Annotated in this window: 20 protein-coding genes; 12 read left to right on the top strand and 8 right to left on the bottom strand. The window is 73.3% G+C overall.

All coding sequences use genetic code 11. From position 1 onward, the window contains the following. Nucleotides 1-2 precede the first annotated feature (2 nt). From JQC91_RS01155 to JQC91_RS01135, 5 genes are all read right to left on the bottom strand, one after another. On the bottom strand, nucleotides 3-632 hold the full coding sequence (locus JQC91_RS01155; protein WP_203284943.1) for a paraquat-inducible protein A: 630 nt from the start codon (nucleotides 630-632) through the stop codon (nucleotides 3-5). Continuing rightward, the gene (locus JQC91_RS01150; RefSeq protein ID WP_203284942.1) at nucleotides 629-1,300 is read right to left on the bottom strand and encodes a paraquat-inducible protein A; all 672 of its coding nucleotides are present in this window, start codon (nucleotides 1,298-1,300) and stop codon (nucleotides 629-631) included. The genes JQC91_RS01155 and JQC91_RS01150 overlap by 4 nt, the downstream gene beginning before the upstream one ends. After that, nucleotides 1,290-7,334, bottom strand: a complete 6,045-nt coding sequence (locus JQC91_RS01145; RefSeq protein ID WP_203284941.1) for a translocation/assembly module TamB domain-containing protein — start codon at nucleotides 7,332-7,334, stop codon at nucleotides 1,290-1,292. The genes JQC91_RS01150 and JQC91_RS01145 overlap by 11 nt, the downstream gene beginning before the upstream one ends. Further along, a complete protein-coding gene (locus JQC91_RS01140) occupies nucleotides 7,334-9,133 on the bottom strand; it encodes a BamA/TamA family outer membrane protein (protein ID WP_203284940.1) in 1,800 nt (599 codons plus the stop codon). The genes JQC91_RS01145 and JQC91_RS01140 overlap by 1 nt, the downstream gene beginning before the upstream one ends. A 147-nt stretch (nucleotides 9,134-9,280) precedes the next feature. Next, entirely contained in the window at nucleotides 9,281-10,501 is a 1,221-nt protein-coding gene (locus JQC91_RS01135; RefSeq protein ID WP_203284939.1) for a DUF2254 domain-containing protein, read from the bottom strand. Nucleotides 10,502-10,584: 83 nt separating this feature from the next. On the opposite strand from JQC91_RS01135, the gene JQC91_RS01130 reads away from it, so the two are divergent. Further along, nucleotides 10,585-11,484, top strand: a complete 900-nt coding sequence (locus JQC91_RS01130) for a formate/nitrite transporter family protein (protein ID WP_203284938.1) — start codon at nucleotides 10,585-10,587, stop codon at nucleotides 11,482-11,484. 107 nt (nucleotides 11,485-11,591) lie between these two features. Continuing rightward, nucleotides 11,592-11,792, top strand: a complete 201-nt coding sequence (locus JQC91_RS01125) for a PLD nuclease N-terminal domain-containing protein (RefSeq protein WP_203284937.1) — start codon at nucleotides 11,592-11,594, stop codon at nucleotides 11,790-11,792. Here the strand turns inward: JQC91_RS01125 and JQC91_RS01120 are convergent. Next, nucleotides 11,785-12,459, bottom strand: coding sequence for a Crp/Fnr family transcriptional regulator (locus JQC91_RS01120; RefSeq protein ID WP_238941238.1), 675 nt, complete (start codon nucleotides 12,457-12,459; stop codon nucleotides 11,785-11,787). The genes JQC91_RS01125 and JQC91_RS01120 overlap by 8 nt on opposite strands. Nucleotides 12,460-12,654: 195 nt before the next feature. On the opposite strand from JQC91_RS01120, the gene JQC91_RS01115 reads away from it, so the two are divergent. Further along, nucleotides 12,655-12,984, top strand: coding sequence for a hypothetical protein (locus JQC91_RS01115; protein ID WP_203284935.1), 330 nt, complete (start codon nucleotides 12,655-12,657; stop codon nucleotides 12,982-12,984). Between the two features lie 36 nt (nucleotides 12,985-13,020). Here JQC91_RS01115 and JQC91_RS01110 read toward each other — a convergent pair whose 3' ends face one another. Beyond that, on the bottom strand, nucleotides 13,021-13,815 hold the full coding sequence (locus JQC91_RS01110; protein ID WP_343069879.1) for a response regulator: 795 nt from the start codon (nucleotides 13,813-13,815) through the stop codon (nucleotides 13,021-13,023). 128 nt (nucleotides 13,816-13,943) lie between these two features. Between JQC91_RS01110 and JQC91_RS01105 the strand changes: the two genes are divergently transcribed. Genes JQC91_RS01105 through JQC91_RS01070 form a run of 8 tightly spaced genes read left to right on the top strand, consistent with a single transcriptional unit; the run spans nucleotide 13,944 to nucleotide 21,499 of the window. Further along, the gene (locus JQC91_RS01105; RefSeq protein WP_203284933.1) at nucleotides 13,944-14,114 is read left to right on the top strand and encodes a NepR family anti-sigma factor; all 171 of its coding nucleotides are present in this window, start codon (nucleotides 13,944-13,946) and stop codon (nucleotides 14,112-14,114) included. Then, nucleotides 14,111-14,695, top strand: a complete 585-nt coding sequence (locus JQC91_RS01100; protein ID WP_203284932.1) for an RNA polymerase sigma factor — start codon at nucleotides 14,111-14,113, stop codon at nucleotides 14,693-14,695. The genes JQC91_RS01105 and JQC91_RS01100 overlap by 4 nt, the downstream gene beginning before the upstream one ends. 4 nt (nucleotides 14,696-14,699) lie before the next feature. Then, the gene (locus JQC91_RS18190) at nucleotides 14,700-16,415 is read left to right on the top strand and encodes a sensor histidine kinase (RefSeq protein WP_203284931.1); all 1,716 of its coding nucleotides are present in this window, start codon (nucleotides 14,700-14,702) and stop codon (nucleotides 16,413-16,415) included. A 1-nt stretch (nucleotide 16,416) separates the two neighbouring features. Further along, entirely contained in the window at nucleotides 16,417-17,976 is a 1,560-nt protein-coding gene (locus JQC91_RS01090) for a phospholipase D-like domain-containing protein (RefSeq protein WP_203284930.1), read from the top strand. Between the two features lie 49 nt (nucleotides 17,977-18,025). Then, a complete protein-coding gene (locus JQC91_RS01085) occupies nucleotides 18,026-19,450 on the top strand; it encodes a circularly permuted type 2 ATP-grasp protein (RefSeq protein WP_203284929.1) in 1,425 nt (474 codons plus the stop codon). Further along, a complete protein-coding gene (locus JQC91_RS01080; RefSeq protein WP_203284928.1) occupies nucleotides 19,447-19,686 on the top strand; it encodes a hypothetical protein in 240 nt (79 codons plus the stop codon). The genes JQC91_RS01085 and JQC91_RS01080 overlap by 4 nt, the downstream gene beginning before the upstream one ends. Further along, complete coding sequence (locus JQC91_RS01075) at nucleotides 19,686-20,627, top strand: alpha-E domain-containing protein (RefSeq protein ID WP_203284927.1); 942 nt, start codon at nucleotides 19,686-19,688, stop codon at nucleotides 20,625-20,627. Before JQC91_RS01080 ends, JQC91_RS01075 begins: the two co-directional genes overlap by 1 nt. After that, the gene (locus JQC91_RS01070) at nucleotides 20,624-21,499 is read left to right on the top strand and encodes a transglutaminase family protein (RefSeq protein WP_203284926.1); all 876 of its coding nucleotides are present in this window, start codon (nucleotides 20,624-20,626) and stop codon (nucleotides 21,497-21,499) included. The genes JQC91_RS01075 and JQC91_RS01070 overlap by 4 nt, the downstream gene beginning before the upstream one ends. Nucleotides 21,500-21,502: 3 nt before the next feature. Here the strand turns inward: JQC91_RS01070 and JQC91_RS01065 are convergent, their stop codons facing one another. After that, a complete protein-coding gene (locus JQC91_RS01065) occupies nucleotides 21,503-22,063 on the bottom strand; it encodes a 2'-5' RNA ligase family protein (RefSeq protein WP_203284925.1) in 561 nt (186 codons plus the stop codon). 26 nt (nucleotides 22,064-22,089) lie between these two features. Here JQC91_RS01065 and JQC91_RS01060 point away from each other — a divergent pair, with 26 nt between their 5' ends. Then, the gene (locus JQC91_RS01060) at nucleotides 22,090-22,818 is read left to right on the top strand and encodes a proteasome-type protease (RefSeq protein WP_203284924.1); all 729 of its coding nucleotides are present in this window, start codon (nucleotides 22,090-22,092) and stop codon (nucleotides 22,816-22,818) included. Nucleotides 22,819-22,833: the final 15 nt, after the last annotated feature.

Here is a 22,833-nt window from a genome sequence, read left to right as displayed (position 1 = left end):
TCTCAGGCGTCCCGCTCGATGCGGTCCCAGATGGCGCGGCTGTCGAAGGACATGGCCGACAGCATGGTGAAGATGACCGAGAGCGCGAAGCAGAACGCCGCGATGCCGGGATTGATCGTCGCGAGGAGGTCGAACTGCACGAGGGCGGCCAGAATCGCGACGACGAACACGTCGATCATGGACCACCGCCCGATGAACTCCACAACCTCGTAGAGGTGGAGCAGGCGACCGGGGTTCTGCCTGTGGTCGTTGCGCACGATCAGCGCGAGGTAGGCGATCGCCACGAACTTGCCCACCGGGATCATCACCGAGGCGAAGAACACGATGGCCGCGATCCCCACCGAGCCCAGCTCGACGAGTTCCCAGACGCCGCCGACGATGGTCGCCTCGACCTTGCGGCCCAGCTGCGCGGTCAGCAGCATCGGGTAGATGTTGGCCGGGACGTAGAGCAGCAGCCCCGCCCACCACCACGCCCAGACCCGCTGGAGCGACGTGTCGTCCCGCGACACCAGCCGCGCGCCGCAGCGCGGGCACCGCCCGGTTCCCAAGCGCGAGGGCAGCGTGCAGGTGCGGCATCCCACCAGCCCCGCGTCGAGCGCGGTCGTCGCCTCGGTGACGGCGGGGCCGCTCATGCCGGCCGCTCGGGCGCGTCGGCCCCGCCGCGGATCGGCGTGCCGCTCGCCTGTTCCAGCGCGGTCCAGAGCGTGTGGCGCGTCATCTGCGTGTCCTTGAACGCCGCGATCAGCACGATGGCCCCGAAGGCCCAGAAGGCCGGCCCCATCGTCAGGGTGGCGAGGTCGGCGAGCTTCACCAGCGCGATGGCGACGCCCACCATGAAGATCTCCGCCATCGCCCACGGCTTGAGCGCGATGGCGAGGCGCAGCAGGCGCGCCGCCCCCGGCCACGGGCGCGCGTCGAAGGCGAGCGGGCCCAGCGACCAGATCAGCGCCGCGAAGCGGGTCGCGGGCAGCACGATGATGAACGCGCCGACCGCCAGCGACAGCGGCGCCATGATGCCCGAATCGAAGGTCATCACCGTGTCGAAGACCGAGGCCCGCGCGGTGAACACGCCGTTCTTCAGCTGAAGGAACGGGAAGAACACCACGATCCCCATGAGGATCAGCGAGGCGAGGGCTAGCGCCACGACCCGCGCGATCGCCTCCGGGCGGCCCATCGCCAGCACCGTGCCGCAGCGGATGCAGCGCGCGCGCTGGCCCTTCGCCAACGGCCCTATCTCGTGCAGCGCGTCGCAGGTCGGGCAGCAGACCGGCGCGCCGCCGGGGAGCGCGTCACTCGCCATAGTCGCGCTCGAAGAAGATGCCGACGGAGGTGTCGCCCGCCCCGCCCACCGAGCCGCGCACGGTCAGGCTCTGCGTCACGTCGAGGTTCAGAGACAGGGTGGCTGTGCCGTCCTGCCCGACCTGCACGTCCGTGTAGACGTTGTCCGTGATGTATTTGCCCACCCGCACCGCCGTGTTCCCCTGCGCGTCCGTGGTGATGTCGAGGTCGTCGAGGCCCGCCGCGCCGCGCAGGTTCTCCAATACCCCGCCCGAGCCGCCGCCCGCCAGCGTGGCGACCGACGAGGCGAGCTGGAGCGCTTGGAGCGGCGAGAGTTGGCTGAGGTCGCGCCCGAAGAAGAGCTGCGCGATGATCTCCTCCTGCGGCAGGCCCGCCGCGCTCTCGAACCGGACCTCCAGCGCGTCCGCCGGGCCCTCCACGACGATGGCGGCGTCCACGGACGCGCCCTCGGCGCGGGCCACGAGGCGGATGAACGGGGTGAGCGAGCCTTGGAAGCTGATCGACCCCTCGTCCAGCTGGAACCGCTGCTGGAGCACGTCGAGCCGCCCGCGCACGAGGTCGAACCCGCCCGCCGTGACCGGGTTCGCCGTCGTCCCCGTGATGCGCAGCGATCCGCCGAGCTCCGCGTCGAGGCCGCGGCCCCGGACGAAGATGCGGTCGGCCTGCAGCACGAGGTCCAGCGAATAGACCGGTCCGCCGCCCCCGCCGGATGCGCCCTCGGCCGCTGCGCGCAGGTCCAGCCCCGCGCGGTCGAGCGTGCGGCGCACCTCGGGGCGGACGTTGACGTGGGTGATCGGCGGCAGGTCCCCCAGCGCCGTCAGGCCCGTGGAGGGGACGCTGATCTCCGTGTCGTCCAGCACGACGCGACCCGCGATGCGCGCCCCTCCGGTGAGCGGGCCGGTGATGCTGATCTCGCCCCGCGCCCGCGTGGTGTAGAGGGTCGGGTCCTCCAGCAGCACGTCGAGTTCCGCGACGAGCGCGGCGTCGAACGGCGCGGACAGGTCCACCGGGCCGCGCACCGCGATGCGCCCGCCGGTGGCGACGGACGCGGTGACGTCGATCTGCGCCCGCCCGCCGGTCAGCACGATGCGCGCGTCGATCCCCTCCAGCCCGTTGGACAGGGTCGGCAGGCTCAGCGCGGCGCCGGAGGTGGTGACCGTGCCGGTGATGCCGTCCAGCCCCCCGTCCGCGATCCGCAGGTCGAAGGCCGCCGTGCCCGCGATGCGGTTCGGCTCGAGGAACGGGTTGGCGAGGCCCAGCGGGGCCGTGCCCTGCACCGACAGCCCGAGGCCGCCCGCGCCGCCGACGGTGCCCGAGACGGTCGCCTGTGTGCCGCCCGGCCCGTCGATGTCGGACTGGACCGCGATCGCGTCGCCCTGCTGCCGCGCGGTGCCGCGCGCGCGCAGCGGGCCGGCGAAGTCGGGGATCAGCGGCGAGACGTCCGGCAGCGACAGGTCGTAGGTCACGTCCACCCCGCCGGTCACCGGCCCCTGCACCGAGAGGCGCGAGCCGAACGGCCCCGACGCGTCGGCGTCCAGCACGATCCGCCCGTCCACCTGCCGTGCCGTCCCCGTCGCCGACAGTGGGCCGTTGAGCCCCGGCGCGAAGGCCGCGACGTTGGCCGCGTCCACCGAGAAGTCGACGGCGAGGTCGCCCGTCACCTGCCCCGAGACGGAGGCGCGCAGCCCCTGCGCCCCGTTCGCGTCCGCATCGACGAACCAGTTCCCGCCGCGCTGCGTCGCCGTGGCGTCCAACGCCAGCGGCCCGCGCAGTTGCGGTGCCAGCACGCTCGCGTCCGGCACGCGCGCCGTGAGGTCCAGTTCCGGCGCCTCGCCCGTCGCCACGCCCTGCAGCGCGAAGGACGCGCCGTAGGGGCCGCCGCCGGTGAGGTCGACCTGCACCCCCTCGGGGGCGAGCGTGACCGTCCCCGCCGCGTCCAGCCCGCCGGGCACCCCCGGCGCGAAGGTCGAGAGGGTCGGCACGGAGACGTCCACCGCCAGCGTCAGCGGCTGGTCCGTCAGGACGGTGTCCACCGTGGCCGCCGTCCCCGCCGGGCCGCGCAGGTCGGCGGTCAGCGTCCAGTCCGCGCCCATCCGCGCCAGCACCCCGTCCGCGCTGACCGTGCCCTCGACGCCGGGGACGCCGGGCACGAAGGCCTCCACCTCGGGCACCGTGGCCGCAAAGCTGAGCGCGGCGTCCGGCCCGGTGGCGGGCCCCTCGACGCGCAGCACGATGCCCGACGGCCCGTCCGCGCGCAGGTCCACGACGATCGCGTCCGGGCGCGTGACCGTGCCCTCCAGCGTGACCGGCCCGCGCAGCGCGCCGGGCAGCTCGCCCGGCACGGCCGCCGCGAGGTCGGGCACGCGCGCCGCGACGTCGAGCGACAGGTCGCCCGTGACCGGCCCCGCCACCGACGCGGTGATCCCGGCGGGTGCTGCGAGGTCGGCGTCGACGACGTAGGACCCGCCTTCGGACGTCAGCCGCCCGTCCAGCCGGGCGGCCCCCTCGGCATAGGGCGCGGGCAGGTTCGCCAGCGCCCCCAGCCGGGGCACGACGGCAGAGAAGGTCGCGTCCGCCCCAGGCCCCGTCAGCGGCCCGTCCACCGTCACCTCGATCCCGGCGGGCGCGGTCAGCGTGGCGTCGAGCGCGGGCGCGCCGTCCACCTGCGTGAGCCGCCCGTCCAGCGTCAGCGGCCCGGCCAGCGCGGGCGGCACGGCGGCGAGGTCGGACAGGTCCGGGACGCGCAGCGAGACGTCCGCGTCCGCGCCCGGCCCGGTGAGCTGCCCGTCCACCGACGCGGTGATCCCGGCGGGCGCGTCGAGGTCGGCGTCGAGCACGTAGGCCTGCGACGAGCCCGTCAGCCGCCCCTCGAGCGTGGCGCGCCCTGTCAGCGTCTCTGGCAGCCCCGCCAGCGCGGCGAGGTCGTCCACGGCGGCGCGGAAGGTGGCGTCCACCTCCGCCCCGGTGACGGGTCCCTGCGCCGTCAGGTCGAAGCCCGGCCCGTCGAGGTCGGCGTCGATGACGATGGCCTCGCCGTCGCGCCGCGCCGTGGCGGACAGCGTGGCGGGGCCGGAGAGTTGCGGCGGGACGTTCGCAAGCCGCGCGATGTCGGGCGCCCGCGCCTCGATCTCCACGTCCAGCGACGGGCCGGTCACGGGGCCGGAGACCGTCGCCTCGATCCCCTCGGGCCCCTCCAGCCGCACGTCCACCGCCAGCCCCGCGCCGACCGAGCGGACGCGGCCCTGCACCACCGCCTCGCCCGCGACCGGGCCGGGGATCAGCCCGAGCGCCTCGACCGCAGGCACCCGCGCGGCGAAGCCCACGTCCAGCGGCCCGCCCGCCGCCGTCCCCGTGGCCGTCGCGGCGATGTCCTGCGGCAGCGAGAGCGCCGCATCGACCGTGATCGCCCCGTCGGCGTCCGCGACCGTCGCCCGCGCGACCGCCGGCCCGGCCAGCGCCTCGGGCACCGGGGCCAGGGCCGACAGGTCTTCGACCGCCGCCGTCACGTCGAGCGCGAGCGGCGCCAGCGCGCCCTCGACGCCCGCGTCCAGCCCCGCGGGGCCGTCCACGACCAGATCGACCCGCAGCCCCGCCTCGTCGAACACCCGGCCGCGCAGCGTGGCGGGGCCCTGCAGCCCCTCCGGCACCGGCGCGACGAGGGTGAGGTCCGGCACGTCCAAAGCCACGGCGAGGTCCAAGGGCCGGCCCGCGACCGGACCCTCCACCTCGGCCGCCACGCCCGCGTCGGTGGCGAGGTCGGCGTCGATCACCCACGCGCCCTCCTCGGAGGCGAGCGTGCCCGCCACCTCCGCCGCGCCCGCGAGCCCTTCGGGCAGCGCGCCCTGCAGCAGCGTCACGTCGCCCAGCCGGGGCAGTTCGGCGGTGAAGGCGATCTCCGCGTCCGGCCCGGTCACCGGGCCCGTGGCCGTGACGCGGCTGTTCCACGGCCCCGTCCCGGTCAGGTCCACCGCGAAGGCCTCCCCGTCGCGGAAGGCCCGGCCCGTCACCACCGCGCCGCCCTCGAGCGCATCCACGAGGACCGAGAGGTCCGGCACCTCCGCCGTGATCTCCACGTCCGTCGCGGGGCCGGTGAGCGTCCCCGAGGCCGTCGCGCGGATGCCGTCCGGGGCGGCGATGCCAGCCGTCCCCCGCCACGCCGTCGCGCCGCCCTGCAGGTCGAGCGTCAGGTCGGCCGGGCCGTCGATCTGCGGCACGAGCGGCGAGACGTCGGCCAGCCGCACCGACAGGCGCGCGGACCCGGTGTCGTCGACGGCGTAGTCCGGCGCCTCCTCCGAGAGGATCGTCGCGGATCCCGTGGCCGTCACCTGCGGGTTCGAGAGGTCGAGGTCCTCGAGATAGGTCCCCGTCTCGTCGCGCCGGGCGCGCAGGGCGAGGTCCGTGCGCCCCGAGAGCAGGCCGTCCGCCTGCGCGATGCCCGTGACGAGGTCCGTGGCCGTGCCGTCGAGTGTCAGGTCGAACGACCCCGCCAAGGGCGCGGCCTCGCCGGTGAGCGCGACCTCGACGGCGCCCGCGAGGTCCAGCCTCGCCAAGGCCGCGAACCGGGCGAGCCGGGGCACCTCCGCCTCGATGTCCAAGGTCAGCGGCAGGCCCTCGCCGATCGCTCCCGCGGCGACGTCGCCCGCGACCGACAGGTCGCCCGCCTCCAGCGCGAGGCCGGTCAGGCGCAGCGGCTCGGACGGGCGCCACGCGACGTCCGTCTCCAGAGCTACGCCGGTGCCCGCCGCCTCGCCGAGCGCGGGGTCGACGAAGGCCAGCCCGTCCGCCTCCAGCGCCAGCCGTCCCGCCGCCGCGCCGACCGCGTTGGTCCCCGCCTCGGCGTCCCGGTCGATGGTGCCGCGCCCGACCAGCGCCGCGCGCTCCAACTCGACCGTGTCCGTCGAGAGGTCCGTGAGGGTCGCGTCCAAGGAGATCTCGTCCGAGACGGCGGCGTCGAAGGCGAGCCGCAGGTCCAGCCCGCCCACCGTGACCGTCCCGCCCACGGGCAGCAGCACCGGCCCCCCGTCGGTATCCGCGACCGTCGCGGTCAGGTCGATCACGCGGGGCCATCCGTCCTCGCCGATCTCCACGCGGCCCGCGACGTCCAGCGCCTTGGCGTCGAGGTCCAGCGCCTCCAGCGACAGCGCGCCGTCCGGCGCCTGCCGCCCGCGCGCCACGAGGGCCACGTCCTCGCCGAAGAACTCCCGGTAGCGGGGCGCCAGCAGCGCGGTCACGTCCCCCGCGAGGTCCACCGCGAAGGTCCGGTCGCCGCCGTCCTGCCCGACGGCGACCGTGCCGCCCAGCCGCTCGGCCCCGTCCGTCGCCAGCCGGATGTCTGCGGCGAAGTCCGACAGCGGGCCGGTGCCCTGCACGGAGAGGTCGACCGACGGCTCGCCCGGCAGGCCGAGCAGCGAGGCCGCGATCCCGCCCGGCGCCTCCGACACGTCCACGTCCACCGAGAGCGTGCCGCCCGGCGCGTAGCTCGCCACGACCGCGAACGTCCCCTCCGGCCCGTCGAGCCGCCCGGCCCGCGCGTCCACGTCCAGCGCCCCGTCCGCCAAGGTGGCCGACGCCTCGAGCGTCGCCTCCACCGGCTGCCCGACCAGCGCCTCGCCCAAGCGGATGCGCTCGGCCGCGAGCCGCTCGATCTCGACCGACACCGGCAGTTCGGGGATCGAGAAGCCCCCGGCGCCCGCGGGCGGCGGCTCGAACCCCTCCGGCGGCAGCGGCGTGCGGACCACCTCGATCAGCCCTGCGGTCAGCTCCTCGACCTCCAGCCGCCCGCGCAGCAGCGCGGAGCGGTTCCAGTCGAGGACCACGTCCTCCAGCCTGAGCCACTCGCCCTCGTCGTCCGAGACCGACAGCAGGTCGAGCGTCGCCCGCGACGACAGCGCGCCCTCGAACCCGTCGAGCCGCATCGACAGGCCGGGGGCGGAAAGGTTGTCCTCGATCAGGCCCACGATGAAGCCGCGGTCGCGCTCCTCCTGGGCGAGGGCGGGCGCGGCGCAGAGCAGGAGGGCGGGGAGGAGGCGCTTCATCAGAACGCCTGCCCGATGCCGATGTAGACGCGGACGCCCCCGTCGTCGGGGCCCGAGACCGGCGCGCCCACGTCGAACCGGATCGGCCCGATGCCGGTGTTGTAGCGGACGCCGATCCCCGCGCCGACGTGGTTGACCGGATCGGACCAGTCCGACTCCGCCGACAGCCAGCCCGCGTCCACGAACCCGACGATGCCGATGTTCTCCGTCACGCCCTGCCGGAGTTCGGTGCTCATGCCGAAGAACGACTGTCCGCCCGACCGCTCGCCGCCGCCTTGGTCGATGGCGAGCGACTGGAACCCTTGGCCCCGCACCGTGCCGCCGCCGCCCGAGAAGAACAGGTCCTCCGGCGGCGTGTCCTCGAGGTCCGGGCCGACGACGGTGCCCAGCTGGAACCGCACCGCGAGCACGCTGCGCCGTCCCGGCCCGAAGCCTTGGTAGCCCCGCGCGTCCGCCGTGAACCGCAGGCCGCCGCCGGTGGTCTCGGTGCCGACGAAGGGCCGGATCGTGGTCTCGATGTAGTAGCCGTCCGCCGGGTTGAGCGCCTCGTCCCGGCGGTCGTAGGTCCCGGCCAAGGGCAGCGAGAAGATGTTGAAGGTCCGCGACCCGAAGGCGTCCGTCACCTCCGAGCGGCGGTAGCCGACCCCGTAGCTGAACGTCGTCTCGTCGTTGACGATGCGCCGGGCGAGGGCCTGCAGCTCGATCTGCTCGGACTCGAAGTCCTCCTGATCGATCGAGCGCACCGCGCCCGTGACCACCAGGTCGGTCTCGCGGTTGAACGTGGCCGGGCGGTTGTAGGCGAAGGACAGGCCGAAATCCTCGCCCCCCGTGCTGCCGCCGAGCCCCTTGGCCTCCGCCTCGATCCGCAGCGAATCTGCGTAGCCCGTCAGGTTGCGCCACAGGTGGAAGCCCGACAGCGTCAGCCCCTCGCTGCTCGACACCTCCGCGCCGATCCCGAAGCGGCGGGGCGGGTCCTCCACCACCGTGATGTCGAGCGGGAGGCGGTTGCCGTCGACGAGGCGCTCGCCCTCGACGATGGCGACGGAGGCGAAGGCCCCGGTGCGCTGCAGGCGGCGGGCGGCGAGGCGGACCTCCTCGGGGTCGAAGGTGCTGCCCTCGCGCAGGTCGGTGATGCGACGGATCTGCTCGGTGCGGACGCGCTCGCTCCCGCGGAACGTCTTGGGTCCGTAGACGACGACCGGCCCGGGCTCGATCTCCACGGTCGCGTCCAGCCGCGCTGCGGCGTGGTCTGCCACGATCTCCTGCCCGCCGACCGCCGCCTTGGCGCGCCCCTCCTCGCGCCACCGGGTGACGGCGGCGCGGGCGGCGTCGCGGATGGGGCCGGTCCCGGCGGGCTGGCCGGGGGCGAAGGCCTCGGGGATCTCCGTGTCGTCCGCCAGCGGCCCGATCCGGGCGCGCCCGAACAGGAAGCGCGGGCCGGCCTGCACCGAGACGACCACGCGCCGCACGGGATCGCGCCGCCCCACGACGGGCAGGGCGGCGGCCTCCGTGCCGTCGACGGAGATGGAGACGACGGGCGCGAAGTGCCCCTCCTCGAAGAGCGCGGTCACGAGCCGGGCGTAGTCGGCCTGCGCGGCGGCCACGACGTCGCGGCGGGTGGGCGGATCGGCGGGGTCCGGCTCCTCCAGCACCTCGCGCAGGAGCGACACGGCGCGCAGGCGGTCCGACAGGTCCTCGTCCACGGGCAGGTCGAGGACGAGCTGCTGGGCGGCCGCGGGCCCCCCGATCAGCATCGACCACAGCCCCAGCGCCACAAACGCCCGGATGCTTCGCGTCACGTCGTCGTCCCCCCTCGGGTGGCCGGGTGGCAGACCGGCCGCGCCTTCTGCCGGGCGCATCGCCTTGTTTCCACGCGCCGCTCGCGGGCGCAATTCAACTATGGGTGGTGATGCGGATAAGCCGCGTTCCCGCCGATTCCCCGCGGGTCAGGCCGCGTCGCGGAACCGTCTCGCGTCCGCCCGCAGCGTCCGCACGATCCGCGGCGGCCAGCCGCCCCGCTCGGCGCGCCGCGCGAGGTCCGCCACCAGCCGCTCCGCATGGGCGGCGGCCATCGCGTCGTCCTTCACGTAGGGCGCGGCGGCGGGGAAGGCGCGCGCGTAGAGCGCGGCGAAGTCGAGGTCGGCCCGGATCACCCGGCCCCGCGTCCGGGCCCTGAGCCCCTCGCCGTGCTCCAGCGCCTCCATCAGCCCGGCGGCGAGCCAGTCGAGGCAGGTGATCGCCGTGAAGGGGTCGTTCACGCCGGGGCTCAGCGCGAGCGCGCACATCTCGACGAGCTGGTCCGCGACGAACGTGATCGTCTGCGTCTCCGTCGGCTGCGCGCCCAAGGCTATGGCGCGCTCGACCGTCTCGTCTGGCTCCGCGCCCCAGACGGAGAGCCACGAGCCGCGGGGCGCGACGAAGCTGCCCGGCATCGCCTCCACCCGCAGCACGGCGTCGCGCGCCTCCGCCCAGCCCTCCAAGCCCTCGAAGTCGACGGCCTGCACGTAGCCGCCGCCGTCGGGGCGCAGCGTCGCGTCCGGGTCGCGGTCGGGCGCGTCGCGCGGCTCGGCCTCGTCCTGCTGGCCGTCGATCTCCTCGCGCACCATGCGGATCAGCGTGCCGCCCAAGCCGGCGGCGATGTTCGAGACGTTGATGGTCTCGGGGACGTGGTGGATGAAGTAGATCACCGCCGCGATGGCCGGGAAGATCGAGACGAACGTGGCCGCCACCACGAGGTGCGGCACCCGGTCCTCCGGGCCGCCCATCAACCACAGGTTGACTACGGCGAAGGTGAAGACGCCGATCAGGATGGCGAGCACCGTCTGGTTGCCCCGGTCGCGGAGGAAGTTGCCGATCAGGCGCGGGCCGTACTTCCCCGCCGCGTGCGTCACCGCCACGATGGTCAGCGAGAACATCACCCCCGTCACCCCGATCACCGCCGAGGCGATGGTGGAGATCAGGGTCCGCGCGCCGTCGGCGTCGAGCCCGGTCATCACCTGCGGCAGGTCCGCCTCGGCCTCGACCAGCGCCCCGTCCGCCCAGTTGATCGCCCATGCGAGGACGAGCGCGGCCACCATCGCGCAGGCGGGCAGGAACCAGTAGCTGGCGCGGACCTCCTGGACGGCTTGGCGGATCCACGCGGTCGAGAGCAGGCGTCGTATCGTCATCGGCGGAGAACCACGTGGTCGGGGAGGGGGGAACGCCGCCCGTCCCCGTTCGTTTCACGCCGGCACACCGAGGAGCCGCCCGCATGACCACCCCGACCCCCGACGGGCGGCTCGCCGCTCCGCTGCAGAACCTCGACCCCGCGGCGGCGGCCGCCGCCGAGGAGGCCCTGGAGGAGGAGGCCCGCGACGAAGAGGCGGTGGAGGCGGCGTCGAAGCTCGCGCCGAAGCTCCTCTACGAGGTGATCCGCCGCGACGGCGAGGAGGAGCTGACCCGCCCGACGCGCTCGCTGGTCTGGTCGGGCATCGCGGCCGGGATCATGATCTCCATGTCCGTGCTCGGCGAGGCGATCTTCCGCACCTACCTGCCGGCGGAAGCGTCGTGGTCCTACCTCATCGAGAACCTCGGCTACTCGCTGGGGTTCCTCGTGGTGATCCTCGGGCGGATGCAGCTCTTCACCGAGAACACGATCACCACGGTGCTGCCCGTCGTGCACGAGGGGCGGGGGCGGCTGCTCGGGCCGATGCTCCGGCTGTGGGGGATCGTGCTGGCGGCGAACGTGGTCGGCGCGTTCGCGGTGGCCGCCCTCTACCGCTTCACCCCCGCCATCCCGACGGAGCTCTGGCCCGCGATCACCTCGCTCTCGCTGCATGCCACCGGGTTTGAGCCCGCCACCGCCTTCGCCCGCGCGATCCCCGCCGGGGTGCTCGTCGCGGCGCTCGTGTGGATGCTGCCGCAGCGCGGCAACGCCTTGCCCATCATCCTGATCTTCACGTGGCTCATCGCGGCGGGGGACTTCACCCACGTCGTCGCGGGGTCGGTCGAGTGGGCATGGCTCGTCTGGGGCGGCGAACTCGGGCTGGCCGAGGGGGCGCTCACCTTCTTCCTGCCGGTCCTTGCGGGGAATATCGTCGGCGGGACGGCGATCTTCACGCTGCTGGCCTACGGACAGGTGATGGACGAACTGGACCGCAAGGACCTGTGAAATCCGTGCAAAAGGCGCCTCGAATGCGGGGTGCTTTCCCCGGAACGGCCCCGCCCGGCCCGCGGTTCGTCCCCTGACCGGACACTGAACCGCCCAACGAGGCCCGTATGGAGACGACCCTAATCACGCTCGGCGCACTGATCGCCGCGGACGCATGGGCCCTGTGGTCCATCGCAGGGGCGGACGCCTCGATCGCGCGGCGCGCCGCATGGGCCGCCTTCGTGATCGGCCTGCCCGTGATCGGCTTCCTCGGCTGGAGCCTGTTCGGGCCGCGCCGGGCCCGCTCGGGCCCGTCGTCCCTCACATGATGGGGCGGCGCGGCGGCGCTTGGGTCGTCGTCAGGCCGAGCTCGGCGAGAAGGTCGAGGTCGTTCACGGTCAGCGTCCCGTCCCGCCACGTCGCGATCTGACGCTCGCGCAGCTTGGCCAAGGTCTTGTTCGTGTGCACGAGGCTCAGCCCCAGCGCGTCGGCGAGGTCCTGCTGCTTGAACGGCAGGGTCATGGTGTTTGAGACCGTGAGGTCCAGTTGCGTCGCCCGCAGGTAGACCTTCACCAAGGCCCACGCCACCGCCTGCTCCGCATTGCGCTGGCCCACGGTGGTGAGCGCCTCGCCGAGGAAGTGCTCCTCGGTCGCCGCCAGCCACGTCAGGTCGAAGGACCGGCCCGGGGACGACTTGAAGAAGTCCCACAGCGCGGCGCGGTCGAACACGCAGAGCCGCATCTTGCCCCGCGCCTCGACCGTGTGCCCCATCTCGCCCATCACGGCGGCCTGGAGGCCGAGCAGATCGCCGGGGAAGACGAAGTTGAGGACCTGCCGCCGCCCGTTCTCGAGCATCTTGTACCGGATGCCGAGGCCCGACAGGACGGTGAAGAGCTGGGCCGAATGGGCCCCCTCGGTGAGGACCGGCGTCCCCCCCTCGACCATCATCTCGCCGACCTTGAAGCGTTGCGTCTGACGGATCTCCTCCTCGCTCATTGCGGTGAACAGGCCGCGGCGGCGCAGGGGGCAGGCTTCGCACTTTGTGACCATCAGGACGCAAATCCCCCTTTTCCTATGTCGCAGTTAAATGCGACGTCGTGGGCCTTGTTCCACAGCGGGTCGCGAGGGGGCCGGGGCACACGTATGGGATTTTACATATACGCGACGGACCTGCTGATCCGGATCGACCTCGTGGACCTGATCCGGGAGGTGCATCCCGCCGCCGAGATCGTCGAGGCCGAGACCCCGTCCGACCTCGTGCCGGCCGGACCGGACGCCGGGACGATCGTCGTCGTCCTCCAAGGCGATGAAAGCGTTTTCGAGGCCGTGGCCGAAACTTCCGCGATCGCGTCGTCGGGCGCGTCCGTCCTGGCGATCCCGACGGGCGGCGCGTCGCAGGTCGCGAGCGATCGCGGCTGGACGATCCTGCGGCGTCCGTTCACGGATGCCGACTTCCATGCGTCGATCGACATAGCGAAATCCGGCGCTGCGACAGGCCGTCGCACCGTCGGCAGCTCCTGAATCCGGCCCCGTGGCGGGGCCGGACCGGTACTTTCACTAGGCCGACAGGGTCTCCGTCGAGGCGAAGAACATGGCCTGGGACACCGCCGAGCGGACCTTCTCCTGGGTGTAGGGCTTCGGGATCAGGAAGGCGGGCTCCTTGCGCTCGCCCGACAGCAGCCGCTCGGGGAAGGCGGTGATGAAGATGACGGGGCGCTTGCCCAGATCCTGCATCACCTCGTTGACCGCCTCGATGCCCGACGAGTTGTCGGCGAGCTGGATGTCCGCGAGGATCAGGTCCGGCAGTTCCTCGCCGGCGAGCTTGACCGCCTCGGCATGGGTGCGCGCGATCCCGGTGACGCGGTGGCCCATGTCGGAGACCAGCGCCTCAAGGTCCATCGCGATGATCGACTCGTCCTCGATGATCATCACGCTGCCGGCCACCGCGTCCGCCATCTCGCGCCGGGCGGTCTCGACGAGCTCGTGCGCCTCGACCGGGTCGAGGCCCATGATCTCGGCGACCTCGGCGAAGGTGAAGTCGAGCAGGGTGTGGAGCAGCAGCGCCTCGCGGGTGTTGCCGGTCAGGCCCGCCATGTGCTTCTGGGCCCGCGCGGCGAGGCCCGCCTCGTCGCCCGCGACCGGCGCGCCGGACGAGATCCAGATGCCGTGGAAGGTCCGGAACAGGGCCGCCCGCGTGCTCGTCGCGTCCTCGAGGAGGCTGCGGTCGGAGAGGATCGCCTCCAAGGTCGCGGCCGCGTAGTTGTCGCCCGATGCCTGCGAGCCCGTCAGCGCCCGCGCATACTGCCGCAGGTACGGAAGCGCCCGGCTGATCTCGGCGGTGGTGTCCGTCACGATGTCCCCCATCTTCTGTTGTCGGTTGTGCCGGGAACCAAACATGCACTCTCGGGTTTAGTTCCGCGACCGGGACGTCAGATCCCGCAGGCGCGTGCGGCCGGACGCACGGGGGACATGGGGACCGTATGAGCCAAGACCAACCCAGCAATCGGGTCGACGACCTGATCGACCAGAACCTGCGTCGCGTCTACGACGACGTGCTGCAGGAGGACGTCCCCGACCGCTTCGCGAAGCTGCTGGCGCAACTGGAACGGGGCAGCGCGCCCGAGCCCGCCGACGCGGAGGGCTCGAAATGACCGACGCCTCCGACGCGCCGATCCCCGGCGCACCCGATCCCCGCAAGGAGATCGTCGAGCATCTCCCCGCGATGCGCGCCTTCGCGGTATCGCTGACGCGCAACGCGTCCCTGGCCGACGACATGGTGCAGGACGCCCTCGTGAAGGCGTGGTCGAACCTCGACAAGTTCAAGCCCGGCACGAACATGCGGGCGTGGCTTTTCACCATCCTGCGCAACACCTACTACTCGAACCGCCGCAAGGCGAAGCGCGAGGTGCCCGACACCGACGGCGTCATCACCGCGTCCCTGTCGCGCAAGCCCGACCACGACGGGCGGCTGAACCTGATGGACTTCGAGACCGCGTTCGAGAAGCTCCCCGAGGAGCAGCGCGAGGCGCTGATCCTCGTCGGGGCGTCCGGCTTCGCCTACGAGGAGGCCGCCGAGACCTGCGGCGTCGCGGTCGGCACCATCAAGAGCCGGGTCAACCGCGGCCGCGCCAAGCTGGTCGAGCTGATGGGCATGTCCCAGGAGGACGCCTTCGAACTGACCGACCCGGCCACGATGGCCGTGGTCAGCTCCATGCAGAACGGCAGCCTCTGATCCCGTGGCCGATGCCGCCGACCGGAGGGGCGCGGGGCTGAGGCCCCGCCTCATCCTCATGCTCACGCTCGCGCTGCTGCCCCTCGGGGCCATCGCCTACTGGCAGAGCGCGCGCGTCATCTCGGCCGCCGAGCGGCAGGAGGACCTGCTGCTGCTCGCCCGCACCGAGCGGGCGGCGAACCCGCTCCAGTCGACGATCCAAGGCGCGCTCGGCGCGGCGGGCGCGATCGGGGTCCTGTTCGACCGGCTCCAGGCCGACCCGGATGGCTGCGCCGTCTACCTCGGGCGCATCCTCGAGGAGCGGCCGGACTATTCCTTCGTGGGGCTGCTGCCCCGCGACGGGCGCATGACCTGCTCCACGGCGGGGCGGCCCTTCGACTTCTCGACCTTCGACTCCTTCGGGGAGTCCGTCGAGGATCCGAGGATCAACATCACCAGCAACCCCGACGCGCCGCTCAGCGGGCAGGCGGTGCTGATCGTCACGCGCCCGGTGCGCGAGGGCGCCGACCTCAAGGGCTTCGTGTCGATCTCCGTGCCGGTCGACAGCGTGGCGGCGACCGTCGCCGGAGGGCTGGGCGCGGCGGAGCGGACGATCGAGTTGATTACGCTGAACGCCGCCGGGCGGGTGCTGACCTCGACGGTCCCCGGCGCGGACGTCGAGCTCCACCTGCCCCCGGAGGACGGGCTGGCCGACCTCCTCGCGCAGCCCGGCCGCGTCCGGGTGGTGGCCGACGCCACGGGCGAGCGCAGGGCCTACGCGGTCGCCACGCTCGTCCCCGACGTGGCCTACGCGGTCGGCAGCTGGCCCGTCGCCTCGCAGACCCCGCCGTGGCTGTCCGCGCTGCGCTCGCTCGGGATGCCCTTGGCGATGTGGGCGACGTCGCTCGTGGTGGCGATCCTCGCGGTGGAGATGATGGTCGGACGCCCGATCCGGACCCTGTCGGACCAGATGCGCCGCTTCGCGCGGTCGCGCCGCCTCTCGGACTCGCCCGAGCTGGCCGGCGCGCCCGCCGAACTCGTGCGGATCGAGGACGACTTCCGCGACATGGCGGGGTCGATCCTGCGCGACGAGGCCACCCTCGAGGACAACCTCCGCGAGAAGAACGTGCTGCTGAAGGAGGTCCACCACCGGGTGAAGAACAACCTGCAGCTCATCTCGTCCGTCGTGAACATGGAGGGGCGGCGGGTCGCCGACGCCGCCGCGCGGGCGCCGCTCGGGCGGCTGCAGGACCGGATCATGGGGCTCGCGCTGGTGCACCGCGCGCTCTACCAGTCGGACGACCTCCACCGCATCGACCTCCGCCGCCTCCTGCGCGAGCTGGCCCAGCAGGCGGGGCAGGGCGGCGCCGCGCTCGGGCCCGCGCCGGCCGTGGAGGGCCCGGACGGGATCGCGCTGGACCCGGACCGCGCGGTCCCGCTCTCGCTGCTGGTGTCGGAGGCGCTGACCAACGCCCAGCGCCACGGCGCGGGCGGGGCGCGCATCCACGTCTCGGTCGAGGCGGGCGAGGTCCGGCTCCGGATCGAGAACCCCGTCGCCGCGGAGGGGGCCGGCGGCGCCGATGCCGAGCCGGGGGGCGCACGCCTCGGGTCGCAGCTGATCCGCGCCTTCGCGCAGCAGGTCGGCGGGCGGCTGGAGACCGGCGCCGACGGATCGGGAACCTACGCCGTCGAACTGCGCTTCCCCGAGGAGGCCAGCAAGCCACCGGCCAAGGATTACTGACATGGAACGGCGCGACGGTGCGGGCGAGCAGCCCCCCCCCGAGATCCACGTTACCGCCGCGGAGGCCTACCCCGCGTTCGAGCGCCACGTGCTGGGCGCGCGCGAGAGCGTGCTGTGCGCCTTCCGCATCTTCGACCTCTCCACCCGCCTGCGGACCGCCGAGGGGCAGGCGGTGGGGGGGGACTGGTTCGACCTAATCCTGCACGTGCTGCAGCGCGGCGTGGCGGTGAGGATCGTGCTGTCGGACTTCGACGGGGTCGTCGGCGAGGAGCTGCACGGCATGACGTGGCGGACGCTGCGCCAGGTCAGCGCGCTCCGCGAGCTGGCGCCGGCGGGCAGCCGCCTCGACGCGCATGCCTCGCTCCACCCCGCGACCATCGGCATGCTGCCGCGCCTGCTGCTCTGGCCGCGCGTGGACCGGATGCTGCGGGACAAGGCGGGGCGGCTGCTGAAGATGTCCGAGTCCCGCCGCGCGCGGTTCCGCTCGGAGCACCCGAACACCTCGCGGCTGCTGATGCTGGACGAGGACGCGGCGGGGCCGCGGCGCTGGCCCGTCCCGCCGCTCAGCCCGGTGACGCACCACCAGAAGGTCGCGGTGATCGACGACGAGATCGCCTACGTGGGCGGCCTCGACCTCAACGAGCGGCGCTGGGACACGCCCGCCCACGACCGGCCCGGCCCCGAGACGTGGCACGACGTCCACGTCACGCTGCGCGATCCCGCGACGGCGAAGGCCCTGCGCCGCCATGTCGAGGAGTTCGAGGCCGTGATCGCGGACGAGGCCGAGCCGTCGGACGCCGGCGGGCTGATCCTGCGCACGCTGTCGCAGAGGCGCAACTTCGACGGCATCCGCATGTCCCCCCGCCCGGTCCTGTCCGAGATCGCCGAGGCCCTGCACGACGCCATCGCCCGGGCCGAGCGCTTCGTCTACGTCGAGACGCAGTTCCTGCGCGACCGCCGGATCGCCGCCGCCTTGGCCGAGCGCGCCCGGGAGGTGCCGCAGCTGTCGCTGCTGGCGGTCGTGCCCGCCGCGCCGGAGGACGTGGCCTTCGAGGGGAACACCCGCGTGGACGCGCGCCTCGGGGTGTTCCTCCAGACGCGGGCGCTGCGGAAGCTGCAGGGCGCGTTCGGCGCCCGCCTCTACGTGGCGTCGCCCGCGCGGCGGGTGACGGCGCAGGGCTCCGGCCCCTCGATCATCCACGGCGCGCCGCTGATCTACCTGCACTCCAAGGTCACGGTCGTGGACGACGAGATCGCCGTGGTGGGCTCGGCCAACCTGAACGGGCGGAGCCTCTACTGGGACACGGAGGTCGCCGTGCCGATCCGGGGCGCGGCGGCGGGCGAGGTGCGGCGGCGCTGCATGTCGGGCATCCTCGGGCCGGGCGACTGGCCGGAGGAGTATCTCGACCCCAGCACCATGATCCGCGCGTGGCGGCGGCTGGGGGCGCACAACGCGGCGACCCGGCCCGAGGAGCGGCGCGGCTTCGTGCTGCCCCACGCGACGAAGCGGTGGCGCGATTTCGGGCAGGACGTGCCCGGCGTCCCCGAGGAGATGGTCTGAGACCGGACTTCGGGTTGCGCCCCGGCGGAGGGGGGGCGATGGTGCCGCGATGGACGGCCCCTTCGACGAGATGACCGACACGCCGGGGGCCGAGGGCGCCCGCGCGCCCTATCGCGCCTTCGCGGACTGGTTCCGCACCGAGGACCCCGCCCGCCTGCGGGCGAAGGCGCGGGAGGCCGACGACCAGTTCCGGCTGACGGGGATCACCTTCAACGTCTACGGCGAGAAGGACGCGGCGGAGCGGCTGATCCCGTTCGACATCGTGCCGCGCATCCTGTCGGCGCGGGAATGGTCGCGCCTGTCCAAGGGGATCGAGCAGCGGGTCCGCGCGCTCAACGCCTTCCTCCACGACATCCACCACCGGCAGGAGATCGTGCGCGCGGGGCGCGTGCCGGTGGACATGGTCGCCCGCAACGACGCCTTCCTGCCCGAGATGATCGGCGTGACGCCGCCGGGCGGCATCTACACCCACATCGTCGGCACGGACCTCGTGCGGACGGGGCCGGACCAGTTCTACGTGCTGGAGGACAACGCGCGCACGCCCTCGGGCGTCAGCTACATGCTGGAGAACCGCGAGACGATGCTCTCGATGTTCCCCGAGCTGTTCGCCCGCAACCGCGTGCAGCGGGTGTCGAACTATCCGCGGTCGCTGCGCCGCTCGCTGGAGGCCTCGGCGCCGCCCGCCTGCGACGGCGAGCCGGTGGTGGCGGTGCTGACGCCGGGCATCCACAACTCGGCCTACTACGAGCACTCGTTCCTCGCCGACCAGATGGGCGTGGAGCTGGTCGAGGGGTCGGACCTGCGCGTCGTGGACGGGCGCGTGGCGATGCGCACGACGCGCGGCTACACGCCGATCGACGTGCTCTACCGGCGGGTGGACGACGCCTTCCTCGACCCGCTTAACTTCCGCCCCGACTCGATGCTGGGCGTGCCGGGCATCTTCGACGTCTACCGCGCGGGCGGGATCACCATCGCCAATGCGCCCGGCACGGGCGTGGCCGACGACAAGGCGATCTACAGCTACATGCCCGAGATCGTGGAGTTCTACACCGGCGAGCGCCCGCTCCTCGAGAACGTGCCGACGTGGCGCTGCTCGGAGCCGGACGCGCTGGCCCACGTGCTCGACAACCTCGCCGACCTCGTCGTCAAGGAGGTGCACGGCTCGGGCGGCTACGGGATGCTGGTGGGGCCGGCGGCGTCGAAGAAGGAGATCGCCGCCTTCCGCGAGAAGCTGACCGCGCGGCCCGACAACTACATCGCGCAGCCGACGCTCGCGCTATCGACCTGCCCGATCTTCACCAAGAAGGGCCTCTCGCCCCGCCACGTCGACCTGCGCCCCTTCGTGCTGGTCTCGCCCGAGGGGATCGAGATCACGCCCGGCGGCCTGACGCGCGTGGCGCTGAAGAAGGGGTCGCTCGTGGTGAACTCGTCGCAGGGCGGCGGGACCAAGGACACGTGGGTGCTGGAGGAATGAGCGGCCGTCGGCGCAGGATCGCGGACGCGCTCGGGTGGCTCCTCCTCGCGCTCTGGTGCGGGGCGGTCGGCTTCGTGCTCGCGGGCGGGGAAGCCGGTCTCGTCCACCTCTACGCGCTCGGGGTCGCGGGCATGCTTTGCCTGTCCGCATGGCTGCGCGCGCGCCTCGGTCCGGGCGCCTTCAGGGGGAAGGCGGACTACGACCCGGTCTTCCCCGACATGGGGGGGCCGGACTGATGCTGGGCAAGACCGCCGGCGGCATCCTGTGGATGTTCCGCTACCTCGAGCGCTCCGAGAACCTCGCCCGCCTCGTCGAGACCGGCCAGCGCATCGCGCTGACCCGGCCCGACGCGGCGACCAGCGAGTGGACGAGCGTGCTCCAGACCTCGGCGACCCGCGCGGGCTACGACGCGCGCCACGAGGCCGTGGACGCCGAGGCGGTGATCGACTGGCTGCTGCGCGCGCCGGACAACCCGTCCTCCGTCCTGTCCTGCGTCGAGTCGGCGCGGACCAACGCGCGCCTCGTGCGCACGGCGCTGACCCGCGAGGTGTGGGAGGCGGTGAACGACGGCTGGATGTCGGCGCGGGACGCGCTGTCGCGCCGCGTCTCGGTGCGGGACATGCCGCGCGTCCTCGGGACGATCCGCTCCTCCTCGGGCTACGTGCGCGGCGCGCTGCACGGGACGATGCTGCGCGACGACGCCTACGACTTCGCGCGGCTCGGCACCTTCCTCGAGCGCGCCGACGCCACGGCCCGCCTGCTCGACGTGAAGTACTACGTGCTGCTGCCCTCGGCCTCCGGGCCGGGCTCGCGGCTCGACAACGCGCAATGGGAGGTGATCCTGCGGGGCGTGTCGGGCGAGGGCGCCTTCCGGCAGGTCCACGGGCGCAGGGGCGGGGCGGCGGAGATCGCGGCCTTCCTGATGCTCGACGGGCGGATGCCGCGCAGCCTCGCGTTCTGCGCCGACAAGATCGAGAGCAACCTGCGCTACCTCGAGGAGTGCTACTCGGCGCGGGGGCCGTCGCAGATCATGGCCGCGGACCTGCGCAAGCGGCTCGCCAAGACGACCATCGCCGGGGTGTTCGAGACCGGGCTACACGAGTTCCTGCAGGACTTCCTCACGGCCAACGTGGCCCTCGCCGCGCAGATCGAGCGCGACTACAGGTTCGTGGAATGACCCTCCTCCGCATCCGCCACGTCACCCGCTACCGCTACGACGAGCCGGTGCGCTACGGCCTGCAGCAGCTGCGCGTCACGCCCAAGAGCCGGGCGGGGCAGAAGGTGCTCGACTGGGACGTGACGGTCGAGGGCGGGCGGATCGAGACGGCCTTCGACGACAGCCACGCGAACCGGGTGCAGCTCGCCTCCGTCGACGAGGGCGCGACCGAGGTGGCCATCGTCGCCGAGGGGCGGGTCGAGGCGACGGACGGGTCCGGCGTGATCGGGGCGCATGGGGGCTACATGCCGCTGTGGATGTTCCTGCGGCCGACGGACCGGACGCGGGCGGGCAACGGCGTGCGGCGGCTCGCGGGGCAGGCGCGCGAGGCGGGCGGCGACGGCGCGCTCGACCGCCTGCACGCGCTCTCGGCCACGATTCGCGACGCGATCCCCTACGCCACCGGCTCGACCCATGTCGGCATGAGCGCCGAGGAGGCCGTCGATCACGGCACCGGCGTCTGCCAGGACCACGCCCACGTGTTCGTCGCCGCCTGCCGGTTCATGGACGTGCCCGCGCGCTACGTCTCGGGCTACCTGATGATGGACGACCGGGTGGCGCAGGACGCGACCCACGCGTGGGCCGAGGCGCATGTCCACGGGTTGGGCTGGGTCGGGTTCGACGTGTCGAACGGCATCTCGCCCGACGGGCGCTACGTCCGCGTGGCGACGGCGCTGGACTACGCCGCCGCCGCCCCCGTCACGGGGATGCGGCAGGGGGCGGGCGCGGAGCGGCTGGACGTCTCGGTCGAGGTCGAGCAGCAGCGCCAGCAGCAGCAGTCGATGAACGGCATGACCCAGTCGCAGGGCGACGGCGGGCAGTCGCAGGGCTGACGCCTAGCCCACGAAGGACCACGCCCCCGCCGCCTCCCACGGGCCGCCGCGGTAGTGCCAGAGGTCGAGCCCCTCGGCGGTCGCGTCGAAGGGCGCGAACCGGGCGCGGAGCATCTCCAGGGCGACGGCCACGGCCTCCTTGCGGGAGCGGTTCATCACCGTCGCGTGGGGCTTGCGCTTGGCCCGGTCCTGATCCGCGAGGGGGAAGGACCACTTGGTGGCCAGCCGTTCGCGCAGGCGGTGGAAGCCGTCCACCTCCAGCGCGATCGCGCCGCCCTGCGAGAAGGCGAGGATCCCCGCCGCCCGCGCGGGCATCGGCGCCGTGGCGCGCGCCACGGCCGCGCAGCCCGCCATCACCTCGTCCGGCCGGTCGTAGGGCAGGCGCTGGAACAGGGTGACGTGGGCGGGGATCACGTTGCGCGCCGCCGGGAAGAACGCGCGGCGCTCGACCTCGAGCCGGGACATCGCGTCCGCGTCGAGCCGCAGGGTCAGGATCATCGGGTCGGCCATGCGCCCCAACCCGCCCGCGCCCGACGGGTTGCGGCGGCGGGGGAGTCTCGCCAAGGGAGGCACGCAACTCGGGGATCTCCATGACCTACTGCATCGGCCTGCAACTCGACCGCGGCCTCGTCTTCCTGTCCGACACCCGCACCAACGCGGGCGTCGACAACGTGTCGACCTATCGCAAGACCTTCACGTGGGAGGTGCCGGGCGAGCGGGCGATGATCCTGATGACCGCCGGCAACCTCGCCACGACCCAGGCGGTGATCTCGCTCCTGGAGGAGCGCAACCTCGCGCCGAGCGAGCGCGAGCCGTCGCTTCTGTCGGTGCCGTCGATGTTCCAAGCGGCCCGGCTGGTCGGGGAGACCCTGCGGGAGGTGATCCAGTCGACGCGGGCGCCGCTCGAGAAGGAGGCGGGGTTCTCGGCCTCCATGATCCTCGGCGGGCAGGTGAAGGGCTCCCCGCCGCGCCTCTACCTCATCTACCCCGAGGGCAACTTCATCGAGGCCCAGCCCGAGACGCCGTTCTTCCAGATCGGCGAGACCAAGTACGGGCGTCCGATCCTCGTGCGCGCCTACGACCGGGACATGGGGTTCGAGCGCGCGGTGAAGCTCCTGATGGTGTCGTTCGACTCGACGATCCGGGCGAACCTGTCGGTCGGCACGCCGCTCGACCTGCAGGTGCTGGAGGCCGACGCGCTGCGGCTGGGCTACTCGCGGCGGATCGAGGACACGGACCCGGACTGGCGCGCGATCTCGGACGGCTGGGCGGGTGCGCTGCGGGCGGCGTTCGACAGCCTGCCCGACGTGGAGTTCTGAGGGCGGCGAGACGAC

The organism is Jannaschia sp. Os4 (genome assembly GCF_016820245.1).
GTDB lineage: Bacteria > Pseudomonadota > Alphaproteobacteria > Rhodobacterales > Rhodobacteraceae > Jannaschia.
This window is presented reverse-complemented; position numbering and strand designations above follow the sequence as displayed.